We start from the raw sequence: 16,647 nt of genomic DNA, 5'->3' as shown, positions 1-16,647 counted from the left end.
GCCGAAGGCGCCAGGACCAGCAGTGGGTCCTGGCGCCTTCGGCGCTGGCTTGGTCTGCTTCTTGCTATTTTTATAGTTTCTAACTTTGCGGCTGGCGCGCAGTGCATGCGCCAGCCGGGCGATGCCCGATGCCGGCGCCCGTCAAAAATCTACGGCGGCCGACAGTTGCACGCTGCGGGGCGCCGATTGCGAGACGGTGCCATACGAGGCCACGCCGGCCCAGTAATGGCGGTCGAACGCGTTCATCAGCCCGCCGCGCAAGGTCGTCGCCTTGCCGGCGAAGGCTGTGCGGTAGCGCAAGCCCAGGTCCACCTTGGTCCATGACGGCACCGACTGCAGATTCGTCTGATCGACAAACTGCTTGCCGGTGTAGCTGACGGCGCCCGTGGCCGTCAGGCCGGGCCAGTACGGCACATCCCATTCGCTGCCCAGGTTGGCCATGGACCTGGGCACGCCCACGGGGCGCTTGCCCATGGTGGTGGCGTTGTTGGTCTTTACCAGGCGCCCGTCGAGCAAGGTGATGCCGGCCAGCAGGCGCACGGCCTTGCTGGCGGCGCCGGACAGGTTCAGTTCCAGGCCCCGGTTGCGCTGCTCGCTGTCCATACTGTAGACCTTGCCATACAGCTGGCCGCTGGGTTTGGTCACCTGGAACATGGCCAGGGTCGCCAGCACCACGCCGAAATCGGTCTTGGTGCCCACCTCGTACTGCTTGCTCTTGTAGGGCGCGAAGACCTGGCCCGCGTTGTCGGCGATGTTCGGCGCGATATCGCCCTTGCTCAAGCCCTCGATATAGTTCGCGTACAGCGACACGTGGCGCAGCGGCTTGACGACGATGCCGGCCAGCGGTGTCAGGGCGCCTTGCTTGTAGTGCGTGGTCTGCGCGCCGGTCGTCGCATGGTAGTTTTTCGCTTCGACCAGCTGGCGGCGCACGCCCAGAGTCAGCTGCACGCGCTGGTCCAGCATGTCCAGCGTATCGGCCACGGCCAGGCTGGACAGGGTGGCGGCGGACAGCTTCGGCGCGCGGGCCGGCGCGGGAACGCCGGGGTCGGTCACGGCCACGGGATGGTAGATATTCGAGGTGATGAGCTTGCCGGAATTGCTCACGCTGCCAAATTCGTCCTGGTAGACATTGCCCATCACGACCAGCGCATGCTCGACGCCGCCCGTGCGAAAGCGCGCTCGCACGCCCGTGTCCGCACTGGCGCGCCGCACGCGGAATTTCCAGTTCATGGGCGTGACCGTCATGTCGCCAGCCGCGCTGGTGATGGTCGGCGTCTGGTCCGAATAGCGCGATACGTCGGAGCGCGTGCCGCCCACGTCGGCAAACACCGTGACGTTATCGTTCAAGTCATATTCGACCTTGCCCAGGGTGGCCAGGTCGTTGGACTTCCACCAGCCCCAGGATTGGGCGATGTTGCGGCGGCCATCGGGCGCTGCCGGCACAGGCAGGCGCGCGGCCACGAGGAAGGGGCGCGTGGGTGCGTCGATCCACTGGTATTGCTCGATCACGTCGAGCGAGGCGCGCAGCCGCTGGCCCTGGTAATCGAGGGCGATGGCCGCCACTTCCGCGCGCGACGTCTGGTGGTCGAGCGGCGTGTGGCCCTGGCGGTGCAAGCCATTGAAGCGGATGCCGAAGCGCCGTTCCTCGCCGAAGCGGCGGCTGACGTCGATGGCCGCGCCAGCCTGCGAGCCTGCGCCGTAATCGACGGTCAGGCGCGTCAGGTCGCGCGGCAAGGAGCGTTTCGGCACGGCGTTGACGACGCCGCCCACGCCGCCGTTCGGCGACATGCCGTACAGCAAGGCGGCCGGCCCCTTGAGCACTTCCACGCCCTGCAGATACTCCGTAAATAAATGGTAGTTGGGCGAGACGCCATACACGCCGTCGAACGCCACTTCGCTCAGATTGCCCTCGTTGAGGGGAAAGCCGCGGATGAAGAAGGAATCCGTGACGCCGCCGATCTGGCCCGTGAAGCGGGTGGACGGGTCGCCGCCCAGCACCTCGGCCAGGGTCAGCGCCTGCTGGTCCAGCATGCGCTGGCTGGTGTAGCTGTTGACGCTGAACGGCGTGTCGAGCAAGTCTTTTTCGCCCAGCATGCCGGCGCGTGCGCTCTTGGCGATCTGTCCGCCGGCGTCCGCTTCGGCTTGTCCGTTGACCAGCACGGTGGCGAGCGGGGCGGATGCATCGGCCGCCGCGTGGGCGATCGCCTGCGGCGTCACGCTGGCGAAGAGCAGGCCGGCGAGGATCAATCGGGTGGTGAGGTGGGGGTGGGCGAGTCGGGAATGTGGAATAGGCATCAGGGGCAAGCGTATAAAGTTGATAGGGAGGAATTGCACGCAGAATATTATAAATGAGAATCATTACGATTTATAATGATTAACATATCCATTGCCGCCACGGCCGCCTACATGCCGCGCCCGTGCCTGGAGGGCATTTCAGCACGGAAAATGGCCATCCTTGGCCTTCAGATCCGGATATTTGCTGTCTTATATAAGATTCGTCGCCATCGGATACACAAACAGCGGCAGGACAGTCTAAAATACGTGGTGGGCAAGCACGGCGTCACCGCCGGCACACTAGCCGTCCAAAGCAAGGCTAACCGTCCTGTGTTTGGAATGAAGAAAGTTAACCACCAGGCATCACCGCATACAAGGGAATGAACATGGCAACACAAAAATCCAAAATCATCTACACGCTGACTGACGAGGCGCCGCTGCTCGCGACGTATTCCCTGCTGCCGATTATCAAAAAATTCACCGCGCCGGCCGGCGTGGACGTGGTCTCCAGCGATATTTCGGTGGCGGCACGTGTACTGGCTGAATTTCCCGAATTCCTGACGGACGCGCAAAAAGTCCCGAATACCCTGGCTGAACTGGGCAAATTGACCCAGAATCCAGACACCAACATCATCAAACTGCCAAACATCAGCGCCTCGCAAGGCCAATTGATCGCTTGCGTGCGCGAATTGCAAGGCCGTGGCTACAAGCTGCCCGACTATCCGGAAGATGCGAAGACGGAAGAAGAAAAAGCCCTGAAGGCCCGCTACGGCAAGTGCATCGGCAGCTCGGTCAATCCGGTCCTGCGTGAAGGCAATTCCGACCGCCGCGCACCGAAGGCCGTCAAAGAGTATGCGCGCAAGCACCCGCACTCGATGGGCGAGTGGAGCCAGTCGTCGCAAACCCACGTCTCGCACATGCACCATGGCGACTTTTACCATGGCGAAAAATCGCTGACCCTGGAAAAGGCGCGCGATGTCAAGATGGAACTGGTCACGGCCTCGGGCAAGACCATCGTGCTGAAACCGAAGGTTTCCCTGCAAGCGGGCGAAATCATCGACAGCATGTTCATGAGCAAGAAAGCGCTGCTGGAGTTCTACGAGAAGGAAATCGACGACGCCTTCAAGACGGGCGTGATGTTCTCGCTGCACGTCAAGGCCACCATGATGAAAGTGTCGCACCCGATCGTCTTCGGCCACTGCGTGCGCATTTTCTACAAGGACGCGTTCGCCAAGCACGCGGAACTGTTCGACAAGCTGGGCGTGAATGTCAACAATGGCATGAGCAACCTGTACGACAAGATCGAGACCCTGCCGGCGTCGCAAAAAGATGAAGTATTGAAAGATTTGCACGCCTGCCACGCGAATCGTCCGGAACTGGCCATGGTCGATTCGGCCAAGGGCATCACCAACTTCCATTCGCCGAACGACATCATCGTCGACGCATCGATGCCCGCCATGATCCGTATCGGCGGCAAGATGTGGGGCGCCGACGGCCGTCCGAAAGACGTCAAGGCAGTCATGCCGGAATCGACTTTCGCACGCATCTACCAGGAAATGATTGGCTTCTGCAAATGGCATGGCAACTTCGATCCGAAGACCATGGGCACCGTGCCGAACGTGGGCCTGATGGCGCAGCAAGCGGAAGAATACGGTTCGCACGACAAGACGTTTGAAGTGCCTGAAGGCGGCACCGCCAACATCACCGACCTGGAAACGGGCGAAGTGCTGCTGACGCAAACGGTGGAAGAGGGCGATATCTGGCGCATGTGCCAGGTCAAGGACGCGCCGATCCGCGACTGGGTCAAGCTGGCCGTCACGCGCGCGCGCAACTCGGGCATGCCTGCCGTGTTCTGGCTCGATTCCTACCGTCCGCACGAGAACGAAGTCATCAAGAAGGTACAGGTTTACCTGAAGGATCACGACACCAAGGGCCTGGACATCCAGATCATGTCGCAGACGCGCGCCATGCGCTACACCCTGGAGCGCGCGTTCCGCGGCCTGGACACCATCTCGGTGACCGGCAACATCCTGCGCGACTACCTGACCGACCTGTTCCCGATCCTGGAACTGGGCACGTCCGCCAAGATGCTGTCGATCGTGCCGCTGATGGCCGGTGGCGGCATGTACGAAACGGGCGCCGGCGGTTCGGCTCCGAAGCACGTCAAGCAACTGGTGGAAGAAAACCATCTGCGCTGGGATTCGCTGGGCGAGTTCCTGGCCCTGGCCGTGTCGCTGGAAGACATGGGCATCAAGACGGGCAATGCGAAGGCCAAAATCCTCGCGAAAACCCTCGATGAAGCCACCGGCAAATTGCTGGACAACAACAAGTCGCCATCGCCACGTACCGGCGAGCTGGACAACCGCGGCAGCCATTTCTACCTGGCCATGTACTGGGCGCAAGCCCTGGCCGCGCAGAAGGACGATGCGGAACTGGCGGCGCACTTCGCTCCAGTGGCAAAAGCCCTGGCCGACAACGAAGAAAAGATCGTTGCCGAGCTGAAAGCAGTGCAAGGCAAGGAAACGGATATCGGCGGCTACTACCTGCCCGATCCGGCGAAGACGGAAGCCGTCATGCGTCCTAGCGCCAGCCTGAATGCGGTACTCGACAGCATCTGATGCCGTCCTGACAGGCAGTAAGTCCTTGATTGCCTGACAAAAAAACGCCGCCGGAAGCGATTCCGGCGGCGTTTTTCATTTCCCCTGCATCTTACTGATTACTGATTACTGATAGTGCTTATAGACCGTGGTGCTGCCATTGTTTTTGACCAGCAAGACGTCGTACGCATCCTTGCGCGGTCCTTCCATGCCTGGCGAGCCCATCGGCATTGCCGGCACGGCCAGGCCCTTTGCCTTGGGTTTCTCGCGCAGCAGCTGCTTGATGTCGCTGGCCGGCACATGGCCTTCGATGGCGTAGCCGTTGACGAGGCCCGTGTGGCAGGAGCCGAGCGCGTCGGGAATACCGGCCAGCTTTCGGTATTGCGCCGGCATCTCCACATTGTTCGCGCGCACCGTAAAGCCGTTCGCTTCCAGGTGCCTGATCCATTCGGAACAGCAGCCGCACGAGGCGCTCTTGTAGACTTCAATGACGGGCAGGGCCGCCATGGCGAACGTGGGCAAGCCCAGCATGGCGGCGAACGCGCCGCGCAGCATGTAATGTTTGATCATGTGTTGCTTTCAGGTAAATAAACTCAATTGTGGCCACCTTGATGGCCTGCTTGGGGCGAGCTTGGAATTTATGCGGAAAGCGGCCGCGGGGGCCGGCGCGGACCGTCGGGAATGAATCCCGGCAGCAAGGCGGCCGTTGCGGTGGTGACGCGTTGCGCGCCGGTGCCGGCAGCGGCAGGCAGGGCGAGGCCGGGCGGCATCAGTGCGCCCAGGCAAAAGCTGGAACAGGCGCCGCACGCGGGGTGCTTGGCAAGGGTCTTGTTTTCTTCCGGCGTGCCGGCGCCGTGCGGGGCGGCGGATAACCGCGCAGCGTGATGCTGGCAAGCCGCTGCCATCGTGGCGGCAGGCAAGGCAGCGAGTGGCGCGCACGTCCGCATGGCGCCCGCAGCGGCCGCAGCGGCCGCCTGCAGCGGTACCGCCGCGATCAGCAGCAGGATCAGCCATGTTTTGAAGAGTCTTAGCATCGCCGGAAAGTATAGCATAGGAGCAATTATTGCCAGGGGCGGGCGCCCGCTAGCGCGAAGCGGCGGCAAGCACTTTCGATGCGTACATGGCCCGGTCCGCATGGCGCAGCAGCAGTTGCATGGTATCGCCGTCTTCCGGATAGTGGGCCACGCCGATGCTGACGGCGATCTGCAATTGCTGGCCGTTGCCCAGGTGTAGCGGCGCGGCCAGGGCCGCATGGATCTTTTGCTCGATCAGGCCGACGTCCGCCGGCGTAACATTGCTTTCCAGAAGCACGACGAATTCATCACCGCCCATCCTGGCCAGGGTGTCGGTTTCGCGCATGCAATCGCGCAGCCGGCTCGCCACCGTTTGCAGCAGCAGGTCGCCACAGGCATGGCCGTGGTCGTCGTTGACCCGCTTGAAGTTGTCGAGGTCGAGGAACAGCAGCGACAGCCGGCCTTCCTGGCGGTGCGCGCGCGCGAATGCCGTGTGCAGGCGGTCGTGGAACAGGCGGCGGTTCGGCAAACGGGTCAGCTCGTCGTGCATGGCCATGAATTGCATTTGCGTCTGCAACTGCCGGCGTTCGATGGCGGTGGCTAGTTGTTTGGCGACAAATTGCAGCAAATCCTGGTCTTGCGCCGTGCCGATGACGGCATCCTGCTCGCCTTGCAAGGCCAGCGCGCCGATGCTGCCCAGCGAGGAATATAAGGGCACGGCAAGCCAGCACGACGATAGGGCGCCGGCCGCCATTTGCAGCGCCGCCGGCAGGCCGGCCAGTTGTCCCGCCTGCAGCAGCAGGGGGCGGCCGCTGCGCAGGACTTCGTCGCACAGCAGGCTGGCCAGGGATGACGTAGTCTGAGGCGCGCTGTCGCCGGCATGGCAAGTCATGGGAGGCTGCGCGCCATGTTCGTCCTGCAGCAACAAGGTCAGGCTATGCACAGGCAAGTGTTCGCCGATGATGTGCTGGATGCGGTGCAGCAAGGCGGGCAAGTCCTGCGTCGCCTGCATGGCTTCGGAAATGGCGTATAGCGCGGCCTGCTTTGCCTGCGCCTGTTTCAGCAAGGTGATATCGCGCGCCACCGCCACGCGCAGCTGGTCGGCGGCGGACCAGCGGGCCGACCACATGATGTGCGCCAGGCTGCCATCCTTGCGCAGGTAGCGGTTTTCAAAATGCGTCTGCGCATGACCATCCATGATGGCGCGCGCGGCGGCCAGGGTACGGGCGCGGTCGGTGGGGGCGACCATGTCAAGCATGAGCTTGCCGATCATTTCCTGCTGCGTGTAGCCGAAGATGCGTTCGCAAGCCGCGCTGACGAAGACGAAGCGCCCCTCCACATCGACCATGCACACGGCGTCGAGCAACAAGTCGGTAAAGCTGGCCAGCGGGGCGTGCAGAATCTTGTGTTCCATGAATGGCATTCTAATGGACATTCCCGGCAGGGATTCAACTTGTTGCGGCAGGCAAGGCCGGCGGCATGAAAATGTTTCATTTCCCCGACGCTCATGCTTTGCTGTTTCTTGCCGTTAATGCAGTATTGCCATGCAGTACTTGCCACCACGTCAGATAACGTGACGCAAGGCTTGCCTGGCGCCAGGTGATTGCAAAAAAACTAACCATATCGAACTTTTATGATGCCTCTTTCCGCCACTTGCAAGGTTACAGCGCCATGACTTCCATTTCTCCACTTTCAAGCTGGAATAGTGCCCCGTCGCGGGCCTCCGCCGCCACGTCGAACCGCACGGATGCGTCCGCGCCATCGTCCGCGTCCGCGCCGTCCACCATCGTTGCTCTCAGCCAGGAGAGCGTGAACGGCAGCGGCGCCGCGGGCGCGCTCGTGAAGCCGCCGATGGTGTGGGAAAGCGCGACGCGCGACAAGGTGAGCGAAGCGATGACGAAGAGTTTCTCTTCATACGCGTTTGGCGGCCGCTTCAGCGGGCTGGGCGCGGCCATGCTGGGGCAGGTCAAGCTGGGAAACTACAATTTTTCGCAGGCGATGCGGCAGCCGCCGCCGAGCACCACGCCGAATGTCTATGCGGCGTCCGGCATCGCGCCGGGCAGCCTGCATGGCAATGGCGAAGACAGGGTTGCCCTCAGCATCACCACCAGGAGCGGCGTGGAAGTCAAGCTGTCGCTCGACAGCCAGGGCGACGGCCTGGCCGTGAACATGACGACCAGCGGCGAGCTCAGCGACGCTGAAGCCAGCGCCCTGGGCGACCTGGCGAAAGGTTTCCAGGCAGCCATCGACGGCCTGGGGCAGAGCACACCGAAAATCAAGCTGGAAGGCTTGATGCAGTTCGACCAGCAAGTGCTGGAGTCGGTGAAGCTGCATGCGGAAGTCAAGGTGCGCGGCGAGATGGACGGCGTGCAGACCCTGGATTTCCAGGCCGATGGTGCGCAGCGCAAGGTCAGCTTCAGCGGCGTGGCCGGCAGCCTGGACCTGAAGGTCGACGCCAGCCAACTCAATACCCTGGGCAGCAAGCAGCAGCAAGCCAAGGCGCTGGACAGCTACATGAAGCAGTTCGACCAGGCGGCGTCGCGCGGTCATGGCGACGCGGGCCTGATGGCCATGCTCAAGGACAGCTTTACGGCCTTGCACAGCAATGCCGCCGCGCCGCAGGCGGCCACGGACACGCCCGCGACGGGCAAGTGGCGCCTGGCGGCCGAGGACAAGTCCATCCTGACGGGGCTGGCCGATTTCAGCGCCTCCGTATCGCAGGCCGTGAAATTCAGCAATCCCATGCGCAGTTCGGAAAAGGATGGCTTCAATTACGAAGTGTCGCAGAAGACGCTGCAGGCCGGCGCCAGCCAGGACGAGCGGTCAATCAGGCAGCAGCAGCAATCGAAGCTGAGCGCCAGCTTCCATCAGTCGCTCGTCGCCGGCGTGCCGCTGCGCCTGACGGACAGTACGGACTCGCAGAATTATACGTATCACCAGATCGAGGATACGGCCAGCAGCGATGCGCAGGTGGCTTACAAGGATGGCAAGATGGTGAAGGCGAGCTTGCGGCAGGAGGGCAATCAGTCCGAGCAAGTCATGAAGTATTTCCTGGGCAAGCTGGAATCGGACAAGACCACGCCAGGCAATTATTCCGTGCTGCGCGACCTGCTGCCCGTGCTGGGACCATACCGGACGGGCGAGGTAGGCATGACGCCCGAGAAGAAGGCGGAGCAGCGCCAGCAGGCGATGCTGACGTTGAGCGACGACGTGCTGCTGCAATCGTATGCGGGCCAGAGCATCAGCCTGTGGCAAGCCGATGTGCTGCCGGAAGAGGGCGGGGCCGCCGCCGCGTAGACACGGCCGCGCCGAATGCAAAAAGCCCGTCTGCGAAGACGGGCTTTTTATTTGTTTTTTGCTTGATCTGGCGCAAACAGCCTATGCCTTGGCCTTGTTCTGCTTGATCCAGTAGCCGACGCCCAGTGCGGCCAGCCACACGGGAATCAGGTAGACGGAGATGCGCAGGCCCGGCGTCAGGTACATGATCACCAGGATGCCGGCCAGGAACACCAGGCACAGGTAGTTGGTAAACGGGTAGCCCAGGCTCTGGAACAGGGTCGTCTTGCCCTCGGCCTTCTTCTGCGCGCGGAAGCGCAAATGGATCCAGCTGATCATGGCCCAGTTGATGATCAGCGCCGACACGACAAGGCCCATCAGCACTTCGAACGCTTCGCCCGGCATGAAGTAATTGACCACCACGCAGGCGCCCGTGGCCAGCGCGGACACGCCCAGCGCCACCAGCGGCACGCCGCGGCGGTTCAGGTGCAGCAGCGCGCGCGGCGCATTGCCCTGCTTGGCCAGGCCGAACAGCATGCGCGTGTTGCAGTACACGCCGCTGTTGTAGACGGAGAGGGCCGCCGTCAGCACCACCACGTTCAGGGCCGTGGCCACCAGGTTGCTGTCGAGCGCATGGAAGATCAGGACAAAAGGGCTGCCGCCCGTGACGACGTTTTGCCACGGGTACAGCGACAGCAGGATGCCGAGCGCGCCGATGTAAAAGATCAGGATGCGGTAGATGGCCTGATTGGTGGCGCGCGGAATCGTCGTGCTGGGATCATCCGCCTCGGCCGCCGTGATGCCTACCAGCTCCAGGCCGCCGAACGAGAACATGATGACGGCCATGGCCATCACCAGTCCCTGCCAGCCATTCGGGAAGAAGCCGCCGTGCTGCCACAGGTTGGCTACCGACGCCTGCGGCCCCGCGTCGCCGGAAGCGAGCAGATACGCGCCGAAGACGATCATGCCGATGATGGCGACCACCTTGATGATGGCGAACCAGAATTCCATCTCGCCAAACGCCTTGACATTGAGCAAACTGATGGCATTGATGGCGCAAAAGAAGATCAGCGCCGAGACCCAGGTGGGCACGCCCGGCCACCAGTACTGCACGTAGATGCCGACGGCCGTCAGTTCGGCCATGCTGACGAGCACATACAGCACCCAGTAATTCCAGCCCGACAGGAAGCCGGGCAGGTGGCCGCAGTATTTGTCGGCGAAATAGCTGAACGAGCCGGCGACGGGTTCGTCGACCACCATCTCGCCCAGCTGGCGCATGATCAGGAAGGCGATGACGCCGGCAATGCCATAGCCGAGCAGCACGGAAGGGCCTGCCATCTTGATGGTTTGCGCGATGCCCAGAAACAGGCCGGTGCCGATGGCGCCGCCCAGGGCGATGAGCTGGATGTGACGGCTTTTCAGGCCGCGCTTGAGCTCTTGTGGTTCGGTATTCCCGACTGCCGTCATATGTTTTATCCTGTTTTTACGGGGCTGAGGTCGCTGATTCTAAAGCATGCACGGGCAAATCAGGAGCGAAATGCATGTTGCACTGCGGAGGCGCAAGAAAAGCCCCGCATCTTCGCCGAACGGCGCGCAAAACCGCTGCCGTCCGCGATGGCGGCACGGTATCATGATGGCCAATTTCAAGGAGTGTGTATGAATCTTGCGCAGCGCAGCCGTTTGCAGGGCATCAGCCTGGGCTTTTTGGCCGGCTATGTCGATACCCTGGGCTTTGTCGCCCTGTTTGGCCTGTTCACGGCCCACGTGACGGGCAACTTCGTGCTGATCGGCGCGGCGCTGGCCAATGCCACGCATGCCTCGATCGCCCTCAAGCTGCTGGCGTTCCCCGCGTTCATACTGGGCGTGGCGGCGGCGCGGCTGTTGACGGTGGCGGCCGAACGTCGCGGCGGACCGGCGCTGCGCCTGGCGTTGCTGCTGGAGCTGGCGCTGCTGCTCGGTTTCATGGTGTTCGGCGTGCTGGCCGAACCGCTGGGGCCCGAGCCGGGCGCGCTGGCCATGACGGCCGGCCTGTTCGGCGCGGCGGCCATGGGCGCGCACAGCGCCATCAGCCGGCTGCTGCTGGCCCACTTGGCGCCCACGTCGATGATGACGGGCAACGTCACGCAAATCGTCATCGACACGGTCGACGTGCTGCGCGGCGCGGCCGACGGCGCCACGCGCGAACGCTGCGTCAAGTTCTTCTGGCCGCTGCTGGGCTTTGCCGTGGGCGCCATCCTGGCCGCCTTCGCCTACCTGGCCGTGGGTTTCGCGGCGCTGGCCGTGCCGCTGGGCATCCTGCTGGTGCTGATCGCGCTGGAACCGGCGCGCCTTGCGGCCTGACCTTTAATCCTGCGCGGGTGGGCGCGCCGCCACGATGGCCGGTTCGTACACGGCCAGGAACTCGGACGGCAGGCGGCGCGCGCGGCCGCTGCTCAATTCGATGCAGATCAAGTCCCAGCGTCCGCGCACGACGGTGGCGCCGTCGCTGTCGCGCACCAGCTGGAAGCGCCGTTCCATGCTGGAACGTCCGTCGCTGGCGCACAGCCAGGTGGCCAGGGTCAGCGCTTCGCCGGCCCGTGTCGGCAGCAGGTAGTCGTACTCGCCGCGGCGGATCGCCATGGCCCGGTCCAGGCGCCGGTAATCGTCGAGGTCCAGCCCCAGTGTAGCCGAGTGGTGCCAGGCGATGTGCTCGCACCAGCGCACGTACACGGCGTTGTTCGTATGCTGCAAGCCGTCGATGTCGCCCGGTTCGGGCGTGACGGGCAGGGTGTGGGCGTGCGGATAATCCCAGTTCAAGTGCGCTCCTTTCGAGACGGTGGCGGCTGATTGTACGTGCTGACGGCGCTTCCTGTCTGCGGCGCACGCCTGGGAAAACACTGTTTTTTATCTTGATGTATGATGCATCATAATTTTCTACAGTTGAAAAACACCCATGAGCCATTCCCTGGACAGCCTGCAGCACGTCAACCTGGGCAAGTCCGTATACGCGATGTTGCGCGAGGCGCTGGCGGCCGGGCGCTACCAGCCGAACGACCGGCTGCGCATCCGCGAGCTGGCGCTGCAGCTCGGTACCAGCGTCACGCCCGTGCGCGACGCCATGCTGCAGCTGGTACAGGAAGAGGCGCTGGTGCTGCGTTCGCCGCGCGACTTCCGCGTGCCCGTGCTGAGCGTGGCGCGCTACCTGGAAATCCGCGCGCTGCGCCTGGAATTGGAAGGGCTGGGTGCGTTCGAGGCGGCGCAGCGCATCGACGACGCCACCCTGGCCGACCTGGAGCGCCTGCTGCAGGCGAACGAAGAGGCGATTGCGCGGCACGACCTGCCGGCGGCCCTGCAATGCAACCAGGCGTTCCACCTGGGCCTGGCGCAGGCGGCCGGCATGCCGACGTTAAAACGCTTCGTCGACCATCTGTGGATGCAGACGGCGCCCCTGATCGCCGCCGGCTACGCCGCCTTTACGCCCGACATGCGGGTTGGCCACCACCACGCCATCATCGCCGCGCTGCGCCTGCGCGACAGCGCGGCCGCGCGTCGCGCCATCGAACAGGACATCCTCGACGGCGGCACGCAGATGCTGGCGTATGTGATGCGCCAGGAGCGCATCCACGCCGGCGCAACACAACAAGACAAGGAAGCACATGACGCACATCAAGCACAAGATTGAACAGAAAACCGCCATCGTCACGGGCGCCAGCCGCGGCATCGGCCATGCCGTGGCCGAGCGCTTCCGCAGCCTGGGCTGGCGCGTGATCACCGTCTCGCGCAGCCCGATACCGGGCGGCTGCCCGCGCAGCCAGGAGCACAACACGCATGTGTGCATGGATCTGTCGGACCTGAGCCAGATCGGGCAGATGGTCGATACCCTGCGCCCCATGCTGGGCGACTCGAAATTGCACGCGCTGGTGAACAACGCGGGCGTGTCGCCGAAGGGGCCGGGCGGCTCGCGCGTCAATTCGCTGACCACCGACATGCAGACCTGGCAGGAAATGTACAACACGAATTTCTTTGCGCCGCTGGCCCTGACGCGCGGTTTTGCGCAGGAACTGTCGAACGCGCACGGCGCCGTCGTGAACCTGTGCTCGATCGCCGGCTACCGCGTGCACCCGTTTGCAGGTTCCGCCTACGCCAGCTCGAAGGCGGCGCTGGCCTCGCTGACGCGCGAGATGGCCAACGACATGGCGCCGCTGAATGTGCGCGTGAATGCCATCGCGCCGGGCGAGATCGACACGGCGATCCTGTCGCCCGGCACTTCGCACATCGTCGACACGCAAATCCCCCTGCGCCGCCTGGGCACGACGGCCGAAGTGGCGGATCTGGTGGAGTTCCTGTGCAGCGAGCGCGCCTCGTACATCACGGGCGCCGAAATTCCCATCGACGGCGGCCAGCGCATCTGATCTACATCAATACACTACACTGGGAGACATCAATATGACCCAACATATCGGCATCGTCGGCTGTTCCGCCGAAGGCGCGGCCCTGTGCTACCGCACCATCTGCGAAGAGGGCGCGCATGCGCTGGGAGCGTATGAACACCCGGAAGTCACGCTGCATACGCCGCCGCTGGCGCGCTATGTGGAATGCCTGAACGGGGGCGACCTGGCCGGCGTGGCTGAACTGATGCTGGCCTCGGCGCACAAGCTGGCGGCGGCTGGCGCCGATTTCCTGATCTGCCCCGACAACACCATCCACCAGGCATTCGAGCTGGTGGCGCCCCGTTCGCCGCTGCCCTGGCTGCATATCGCCGACGTGGTGGCCAGTGAGGCGGCGGCGCGCGGCTACCAGCGCGTGGGCTTGACGGGCACGCGCTGGCTGGTCGACAGCGCCGTGTATCCGGACCGGCTGGCCGCGCGCGGCATCGCCTGCTTGCGGCCCGGCGAGGACGAGCGCAGCGAAATCAACCGCATCATCATGGAGGAACTGGTGCCGGGCGTGGTCAAGCCAGGCAGCGTGGCGCGCTTCCAGGCCATTATCGCCGGCTTGCGCGGGCAGGGCTGCGACGCCGTCATCCTCGGCTGCACGGAAATCCCGCTGATCATCGGCGACGCCAATTCGCCGCTGCCGACCTTGGACTCCACGCGCTTGCTGGCGCGCGCCGCCTTGCGCCGGGCGCTGGACGCCTGACTATGTATTGAGCTGCGCGTCCAGCTGCGCCTGCAGGGCCGCTACCACCAGCGCGTGGTCGTCCGCCTGCGCCAGGCCGGACACGGTGACCGTGCCGACCAGTCCCACGCCGCGTATCAGCAGGGGAAACGCGCCGCCGTGGCCCGCGTACTCGATATCGTCGAGGTATTTCACGTCTTCGAAGGTGCTGCCGCGGCTTTTATACGAAATGCCCATGTAATAGGAACTGCGGCAAAAGCGCTGCACCGTGTTGTTCTTGCGGCGTATCCAGTCCGCCTGATCCGCCGTGGCGCCCGTCATGGCGTGGTGGAACAGGACCTGGCCATTGCGCGTGATGTTGACGGTGACGGACTTGCCCCGCTTGCGCACTTCTTCGACGATCCACAGGCCCACGGCCAGCGCGGCGTCGTTGTCGAAGCGTTCGAATTGCAGGGTTTCTTCCTGCTGCGCCAGGGTTTGCAGCAAATCGGCGTAATGATCCATCGTCAGGGAGTCAAGTAGTGGCTGGAAGCGCTACTGTAGCGCACCATGGGCCAGTCGCGCGCGTTTTTTCCGCGCCGGGCCTACAATAGACGGCATGAACCTGTCCCTGTTTGCCGATGACGATTACGCCCCGCTCGGCCCCGCGCCGCTGGTGCCGGGCTCGTCCGCGTCGGTCCTGCTGCGCGGTTTTGCGCTGCCGTATCTGCCCGAGCTGCTGCCGGCGCTGGACGCCATCGTGCTGGCGGCGCCCCTGCGCCACATGGCCACGCCGGGCGGCTTGCGCATGTCGGTCGCCATGAGCAATTGCGGCCACCTGGGCTGGATCACGGATGGGCGCGGCTACCGCTATGCGCGCCTCGATCCCGCCAGCGGTCTGCCGTGGCCGCCGATGCCGCCCGTGTTCCTGCGCCTGGCGCGGGAGGCGGCGCTGGCTGCCGGCTATCCGGGTTTCGTTCCCGACGCTTGCCTGGTCAACCGCTATGCGCCCGGCGCGCGCATGGCCCTGCACCAGGACCGCGACGAATGCGATTTCACGGCGCCCATCGTTTCCGTCTCGCTCGGTTTGCCGGCCATCTTTGTGTTCGGCGGCGCCGAGCGCAGCGACAAGGCGGCGCGCATCGCGCTGCTGCATGGCGACGTGGTCGTGTGGGGTGGCGCCGACCGCCTGCGCTTCCACGGCGTGGCGCCCCTGAAGGAGGGCGAACACGCGCTGCTGGGCGCGCAGCGCATCAATTTGACATTTCGCAAGGCTGCCTGAGCTGGCGCCACGGCGTGGCTGGCTTGAGGATGTAGTGCGCATGCACATGGCGCCACGGAATGGCCAGGTAGACCAGCACCACGAACGCGCATTCAAACGCGGTTGCCGCGGTGGCGGGGTCGATCTGGCCGTTCAGCCATTGCGGCAGCGGCACGAGCAGCAGCCAGATGGTCTTCCACAGCGCCTCCCACAGCAGCAGGGGCAGCATCTGCAGCGGATAGCGCAAGCCCAGCAGACATAGCAGCGAAAACGCGGCCAGCATGCAGTTGACGGTGCCCCGCGCCAGTTCCCACGGCGCGTGCGGCGTGACGATGCCGGGCCACAGCACGCTGCCCAGCCCCAGGACAACCAGCAGATACATGGCGCGCAGCGCATACAGACGGGCGGTCGATACGGTATTCATGGTGGCTCTCCTGCTTGTGGGTTGGCAGCGTCAGGGTTTACTCGACTTCCTTGAGGATGGTCTCCAGGCTGCCCAGGCGCGCCTGGATCTGCGCCACGGAGGCGTTCAATGCGGCCAGCGACGCTGCCGTTTCCGCCTGCGCGGCGGCCATGGACCTGGCCAGCTCCTGGTAGGCGCCGTCCTGCGCCAGCCGGGCGCGTGCCTGCACGATGCCGGACGTATATTTGAGGGCGAAGATGATGACGGCGGCCGTGCAGGGGAAGAAGAAGGCGGCGAAAAAGATATTTTCAGACATGATGACCTCTACAGTTCAGGATTGATCGGCGTTGGGGGTGAGCGTGGACGCCGCCGCGGCGATGCTGGCCGGCGTCAGCAGCAACTCAAATGGGCTGGCTTCAAAGTAATTGAGTGCCTTGCCGTCGTGCGACAGTTCCAGCTGGCTGGTGACGAGTCCCGCGTGTTCCAGCTTTTGCAGGTGCAAATGCAGCAGGGGCCGGCTGATGCCCAGGTCGCGCGCCAGCTGGCTGATGTAGTTGCGCCCGCCGCTGGCCAGCGCCGCGATGATGCGCAGCCGGTGCGGATTGTCGAGCGCCGCCAGCATGGCCAGCAAGCGGTCGCCGGTGGGACGGGGTGTATTTGTATCTGTCATGTGTCAACATTATCTGACATGTGTTAGCGAGTCAAGATAAATCATTCGCCGCATTAATGCAAGATACTTGCAAATAT

Annotated in this window: 18 protein-coding genes; 8 read left to right on the top strand and 10 right to left on the bottom strand. The window is 63.9% G+C overall.

Features of this window, described 5'->3' with window-relative positions:
• Positions 1-141: 141 nt before the first annotated feature.
• Entirely contained in the window at positions 142-2,295 is a 2,154-nt protein-coding gene (locus AC1RJW_RS19405; protein ID WP_493046431.1) for a TonB-dependent receptor, read from the bottom strand.
• Between the two features lie 75 nt (positions 2,296-2,370).
• Between AC1RJW_RS19405 and AC1RJW_RS19400 the strand changes: the two genes are divergently transcribed.
• Both AC1RJW_RS19400 and AC1RJW_RS19395 read left to right on the top strand, forming a co-directional pair.
• Positions 2,371-2,658 (top strand): hypothetical protein, encoded by a 288-nt coding sequence (locus AC1RJW_RS19400; protein WP_493046430.1) that lies wholly within the window; start codon positions 2,371-2,373, stop codon positions 2,656-2,658.
• Between the two features lie 2 nt (positions 2,659-2,660).
• Positions 2,661-4,892, top strand: coding sequence for an NADP-dependent isocitrate dehydrogenase (locus AC1RJW_RS19395; protein ID WP_493046429.1), 2,232 nt, complete (start codon positions 2,661-2,663; stop codon positions 4,890-4,892).
• 105 nt (positions 4,893-4,997) lie between these two features.
• On the opposite strand, the gene AC1RJW_RS19390 is transcribed toward AC1RJW_RS19395, so the two are convergent.
• From AC1RJW_RS19390 to AC1RJW_RS19380, 3 genes are all read right to left on the bottom strand, one after another.
• On the bottom strand, positions 4,998-5,441 hold the full coding sequence (locus AC1RJW_RS19390; RefSeq protein WP_493046428.1) for a DUF411 domain-containing protein: 444 nt from the start codon (positions 5,439-5,441) through the stop codon (positions 4,998-5,000).
• A 68-nt stretch (positions 5,442-5,509) separates the two neighbouring features.
• On the bottom strand, positions 5,510-5,905 hold the full coding sequence (locus tag AC1RJW_RS19385) for a hypothetical protein (protein ID WP_493046427.1): 396 nt from the start codon (positions 5,903-5,905) through the stop codon (positions 5,510-5,512).
• A gap of 49 nt (positions 5,906-5,954) precedes the next feature.
• Positions 5,955-7,298 (bottom strand): sensor domain-containing protein, encoded by a 1,344-nt coding sequence (locus AC1RJW_RS19380; protein WP_493046426.1) that lies wholly within the window; start codon positions 7,296-7,298, stop codon positions 5,955-5,957.
• A 257-nt stretch (positions 7,299-7,555) separates the two neighbouring features.
• On the opposite strand from AC1RJW_RS19380, the gene AC1RJW_RS19375 reads away from it, so the two are divergent.
• On the top strand, positions 7,556-9,181 hold the full coding sequence (locus AC1RJW_RS19375) for a hypothetical protein (RefSeq protein WP_493046425.1): 1,626 nt from the start codon (positions 7,556-7,558) through the stop codon (positions 9,179-9,181).
• An 81-nt stretch (positions 9,182-9,262) separates the two neighbouring features.
• Here AC1RJW_RS19375 and AC1RJW_RS19370 read toward each other — a convergent pair whose 3' ends face one another.
• Positions 9,263-10,627 carry an amino acid permease gene (locus tag AC1RJW_RS19370; protein ID WP_070291489.1) on the bottom strand — a complete coding sequence of 455 codons (1,365 nt, stop codon included), beginning with the start codon at positions 10,625-10,627 and terminating at the stop codon, positions 9,263-9,265.
• A 189-nt stretch (positions 10,628-10,816) separates the two neighbouring features.
• Between AC1RJW_RS19370 and AC1RJW_RS19365 the strand changes: the two genes are divergently transcribed.
• Positions 10,817-11,500 (top strand): YoaK family protein, encoded by a 684-nt coding sequence (locus tag AC1RJW_RS19365; protein ID WP_493046424.1) that lies wholly within the window; start codon positions 10,817-10,819, stop codon positions 11,498-11,500.
• A gap of 3 nt (positions 11,501-11,503) precedes the next feature.
• Here the strand turns inward: AC1RJW_RS19365 and AC1RJW_RS19360 are convergent, their stop codons facing one another.
• A complete protein-coding gene (locus AC1RJW_RS19360; protein ID WP_493046423.1) occupies positions 11,504-11,956 on the bottom strand; it encodes an acyl-CoA thioesterase in 453 nt (150 codons plus the stop codon).
• A 136-nt stretch (positions 11,957-12,092) separates the two neighbouring features.
• Here AC1RJW_RS19360 and AC1RJW_RS19355 point away from each other — a divergent pair, with 136 nt between their 5' ends.
• From AC1RJW_RS19355 to AC1RJW_RS19345, 3 genes are read left to right on the top strand one after another with little or no spacing between them, the layout of a single operon-like run.
• Positions 12,093-12,821, top strand: a complete 729-nt coding sequence (locus AC1RJW_RS19355) for a GntR family transcriptional regulator (RefSeq protein WP_493046422.1) — start codon at positions 12,093-12,095, stop codon at positions 12,819-12,821.
• Positions 12,796-13,551, top strand: coding sequence for an SDR family NAD(P)-dependent oxidoreductase (locus AC1RJW_RS19350; RefSeq protein ID WP_493046421.1), 756 nt, complete (start codon positions 12,796-12,798; stop codon positions 13,549-13,551). Before AC1RJW_RS19355 ends, AC1RJW_RS19350 begins: the two co-directional genes overlap by 26 nt.
• Positions 13,552-13,585: 34 nt before the next feature.
• Complete coding sequence (locus tag AC1RJW_RS19345; RefSeq protein ID WP_493046420.1) at positions 13,586-14,278, top strand: aspartate/glutamate racemase family protein; 693 nt, start codon at positions 13,586-13,588, stop codon at positions 14,276-14,278.
• On the opposite strand, the gene AC1RJW_RS19340 is transcribed toward AC1RJW_RS19345, so the two are convergent.
• Positions 14,279-14,761, bottom strand: coding sequence for a heme-degrading domain-containing protein (locus AC1RJW_RS19340; protein ID WP_493046419.1), 483 nt, complete (start codon positions 14,759-14,761; stop codon positions 14,279-14,281).
• A 94-nt stretch (positions 14,762-14,855) separates the two neighbouring features.
• Here AC1RJW_RS19340 and alkB point away from each other — a divergent pair, with 94 nt between their 5' ends.
• Positions 14,856-15,518 (top strand): DNA oxidative demethylase AlkB, encoded by a 663-nt coding sequence (alkB, locus tag AC1RJW_RS19335; protein WP_493046418.1) that lies wholly within the window; start codon positions 14,856-14,858, stop codon positions 15,516-15,518.
• On the opposite strand, the gene AC1RJW_RS19330 is transcribed toward alkB, so the two are convergent.
• Genes AC1RJW_RS19330 through AC1RJW_RS19320 form a run of 3 tightly spaced genes read right to left on the bottom strand, consistent with a single transcriptional unit; the run spans position 15,490 to position 16,570 of the window.
• The gene (locus AC1RJW_RS19330) at positions 15,490-15,921 is read right to left on the bottom strand and encodes a hypothetical protein (RefSeq protein ID WP_493046417.1); all 432 of its coding nucleotides are present in this window, start codon (positions 15,919-15,921) and stop codon (positions 15,490-15,492) included. The two genes, alkB and AC1RJW_RS19330, sit on opposite strands and share 29 nt — an antisense overlap.
• 37 nt (positions 15,922-15,958) lie before the next feature.
• Complete coding sequence (locus AC1RJW_RS19325) at positions 15,959-16,216, bottom strand: hypothetical protein (protein ID WP_492401121.1); 258 nt, start codon at positions 16,214-16,216, stop codon at positions 15,959-15,961.
• A gap of 15 nt (positions 16,217-16,231) precedes the next feature.
• Positions 16,232-16,570, bottom strand: coding sequence for an ArsR/SmtB family transcription factor (locus AC1RJW_RS19320; protein ID WP_493046416.1), 339 nt, complete (start codon positions 16,568-16,570; stop codon positions 16,232-16,234).
• Positions 16,571-16,647: the final 77 nt, after the last annotated feature.

This window comes from Janthinobacterium sp. GW822-FHT07A03 (assembly GCF_058798815.1).
The sequence above is the reverse complement of the archived record's forward strand: the minus strand, read 5'-3'. Positions and strand labels throughout refer to the sequence as shown.

Excerpts from the sequence above, each read along its gene's own strand:
- AC1RJW_RS19405 (WP_493046431.1), bottom strand. The coding sequence starts at position 2,295 with ATGCCTATTCCACATTCCCGACTCGCCCACCCCCACCTCACCACCCGA.
- AC1RJW_RS19400 (WP_493046430.1), top strand. The coding sequence starts at position 2,371 with ATGATTAACATATCCATTGCCGCCACGGCCGCCTACATGCCGCGCCCG.
- AC1RJW_RS19395 (WP_493046429.1), top strand. The coding sequence starts at position 2,661 with ATGGCAACACAAAAATCCAAAATCATCTACACGCTGACTGACGAGGCG.
- AC1RJW_RS19390 (WP_493046428.1), bottom strand. The coding sequence starts at position 5,441 with ATGATCAAACATTACATGCTGCGCGGCGCGTTCGCCGCCATGCTGGGC.
- AC1RJW_RS19385 (WP_493046427.1), bottom strand. The coding sequence starts at position 5,905 with ATGCTAAGACTCTTCAAAACATGGCTGATCCTGCTGCTGATCGCGGCG.
- AC1RJW_RS19380 (WP_493046426.1), bottom strand. The coding sequence starts at position 7,298 with ATGGAACACAAGATTCTGCACGCCCCGCTGGCCAGCTTTACCGACTTG.
- AC1RJW_RS19375 (WP_493046425.1), top strand. The coding sequence starts at position 7,556 with ATGACTTCCATTTCTCCACTTTCAAGCTGGAATAGTGCCCCGTCGCGG.
- AC1RJW_RS19370 (WP_070291489.1), bottom strand. The coding sequence starts at position 10,627 with ATGACGGCAGTCGGGAATACCGAACCACAAGAGCTCAAGCGCGGCCTG.
- AC1RJW_RS19365 (WP_493046424.1), top strand. The coding sequence starts at position 10,817 with ATGAATCTTGCGCAGCGCAGCCGTTTGCAGGGCATCAGCCTGGGCTTT.
- AC1RJW_RS19355 (WP_493046422.1), top strand. The coding sequence starts at position 12,093 with ATGAGCCATTCCCTGGACAGCCTGCAGCACGTCAACCTGGGCAAGTCC.
- AC1RJW_RS19350 (WP_493046421.1), top strand. The coding sequence starts at position 12,796 with ATGACGCACATCAAGCACAAGATTGAACAGAAAACCGCCATCGTCACG.
- AC1RJW_RS19345 (WP_493046420.1), top strand. The coding sequence starts at position 13,586 with ATGACCCAACATATCGGCATCGTCGGCTGTTCCGCCGAAGGCGCGGCC.
- AC1RJW_RS19340 (WP_493046419.1), bottom strand. The coding sequence starts at position 14,761 with ATGGATCATTACGCCGATTTGCTGCAAACCCTGGCGCAGCAGGAAGAA.
- alkB (WP_493046418.1), top strand. The coding sequence starts at position 14,856 with ATGAACCTGTCCCTGTTTGCCGATGACGATTACGCCCCGCTCGGCCCC.
- AC1RJW_RS19330 (WP_493046417.1), bottom strand. The coding sequence starts at position 15,921 with ATGAATACCGTATCGACCGCCCGTCTGTATGCGCTGCGCGCCATGTAT.
- AC1RJW_RS19325 (WP_492401121.1), bottom strand. The coding sequence starts at position 16,216 with ATGTCTGAAAATATCTTTTTCGCCGCCTTCTTCTTCCCCTGCACGGCC.
- AC1RJW_RS19320 (WP_493046416.1), bottom strand. The coding sequence starts at position 16,570 with ATGACAGATACAAATACACCCCGTCCCACCGGCGACCGCTTGCTGGCC.